Below are 2,281 nucleotides of genomic sequence, written 5' to 3'. Positions count from 1 at the left end.
CTATTATCCCTATGCCAATTATACTCAATATAGCCGTCTGGCAATTGATTCCTATTTAATCTTATAAAACCTAATTTTTTCACATATTCATCTAGTGTAATGCCTTTTATTCTAGCAGTAGAGTGTAAGTTTATGTAAAATTTATCTTGAGAATTTATGTATATCTTATTTTCATAAACTACATACCTTTCTATAATAATTTTTCTATATTTGTCTTCAATACGCTCTCTATTAACTATTCTTTTATAATTAAACCCAAACTTATCTATAAGGGCCTCTTTAGAAATTTTTAAACTATTTAAATCTTTAAATACTTTTACATATTCAGGATTCTGTTTTCCATTATTAAGATGAATTGGTATTTTAACAATACCATCTGAATCTAAATTTTTTTTAAATATCTTATATAATCTATCTTCTATTTCATTCTCAATATTATAATATTTCAGCCCTATGAATGAATAATAATCGTCTATTGCCATATTATGTTTTTTCTTATTAACATTTATTATATTTTTTAATTCAGTATCCTCTATTCTGCATCTATCTTTTTCTCCATTCCATCTTCCAAAATACTTTATTTTATTGCATGCCCCTAATCTGTTCATCAAATGTATATCATTTTCATTATATTTATGATAACCTTTACTAGTTAACAAATCTCCTATCACTCCATCAGGATTTATAACACACTTTTTATCACCATGATAATCATACAAAATAGCAATGCCCTTTCCAAAATAAAATTTAATATTTATCTCTTCTGACACATATTCAACTTCAAAATTACTAATCATATTTATTATTAATTCTTGTATCTCATCTTCAAAATCTTCTTCATCTAAAGTAACACTTGAAAGTATATCATTACTTTTAATTTGCTGATCAATTATTTGTCTAGTTACTCCCAATAACTTAGCTATGTAAGAGATCTTTACATTGAAATTTTCTTTTAGTTGATTTATCAATGATATATTATACTTATTTCTATTAGCAAGAGGATTAAATAAAAATGATTTACTTATACATATATCATTATCAATGTTAATATCATTGAATGAATTATCTTTTAAATAGCTATTTCCTACATTAAAGCCCAATTTAAATAAATATTCTATACTGCTTATTCCATTTTTTGTACAGTAGTCATTGATAAATATATATACTTTCTGCTTTTTCTTCAATATATCACTAACCTTTGAAATATATTTATTAGGATATAATTTTTCTAAATATAATTTTATATTTTCTTCTGTCACCTTTTCTCCCCAGTCCTCAGTTGAATATATAAAACCTAGTTTAGCTAAATATTCTTTTTTAACAATATTTAATTCATTAATACGTCTATTGACCTTATTATTTAACTTCTTATTCTTATAGATGCCTGTAGCATTTTTATCTACAAAATAATCCAATAATTCTTTTTTTATTATTTCATCTATTTGTTCCACATCCATTCCCCCAATTTATGTAAAATACAAATATTAACAGTATAATTATATCATTTTTCCTTTATAATTTTAATTCTATTTTTATTATAAATATATATACTATCCTTTATATATTCTCTAACATAAGCCTGTGTTTCATTATATGCTCCAACTCTTACAATAGAAATCTCATAAATATTAAAATCAACTAATGACCTTTCCTTCATTCCATCCTTTCCTATATTCCATTTTGATTTTGGCTTATTAAATCCAAAACTAAATTCTCTTAACACTCCACTTTTGACTAATTCATAAACATCTCGTGAAAAACTTGTATCTGGTAGTATCGCTCTCATTTTTAATACATTATTTTCTTTATCCTCAACAAGTTCTAACGTATTTGATTTAATAGAAGCCAAAGGTAATGCTCTATTATCATGTTGATGCAAAAAGAATATATCTCCATTCTCTAAAGCTCTGTTAATAGCTCTTTCAAATACGCCTTCATTTATCTTCTCTCTGAACTTTCCCCCTATTGGCTTTGACCATTGCCCTATATTATTTACAACACCTTCAATAATCATGGCTTTTTCATCTTCAACAGTTCTTACTTCATTTACTGCTCTGTATTCTATTATCCTCACCTCCCTTCAATGGCTCACTATTAACTCCAACAACTTCACCATTTTCATTTATAATGCAGGTTCCACTCATAACTATTGGTCTATCCATTCCTTTTAAATGATTCCAATTCATCTTTCTTCTTGCTTCATTTACTGTAATAAGTGAACCTTTAACTGCATTTGCATACATTAATATTTCTTTTTCTGGAGTAGTTCTAAGCATATTCT

3 protein-coding genes are annotated in these 2,281 nt (G+C 25.7%); all 3 read right to left on the bottom strand.

Annotated elements, in window-relative coordinates:
* On the bottom strand, positions 1-1,451 hold a 1,451-nt coding region (locus Q0F58_RS18980; RefSeq protein WP_294379560.1), incomplete at its 3' end, for a hypothetical protein.
* A 50-nt stretch (positions 1,452-1,501) separates the two neighbouring features.
* Positions 1,502-2,074 carry an HK97 family phage prohead protease gene (locus Q0F58_RS18975; RefSeq protein ID WP_294379558.1) on the bottom strand — a complete coding sequence of 191 codons (573 nt, stop codon included), beginning with the start codon at positions 2,072-2,074 and terminating at the stop codon, positions 1,502-1,504.
* Positions 2,043-2,281 (bottom strand): hypothetical protein (locus Q0F58_RS18970; RefSeq protein WP_294379556.1); only part of this gene is annotated, 239 nt, incomplete at its 5' end. The genes Q0F58_RS18975 and Q0F58_RS18970, both read right to left, overlap by 32 nt.

The organism is uncultured Clostridium sp. (assembly GCF_934754915.1).
Lineage (GTDB): Bacteria > Bacillota > Clostridia > Clostridiales > Clostridiaceae > Clostridium.
The sequence above is the reverse complement of the archived record's forward strand: the minus strand, read 5'-3'. Positions and strand labels throughout refer to the sequence as shown.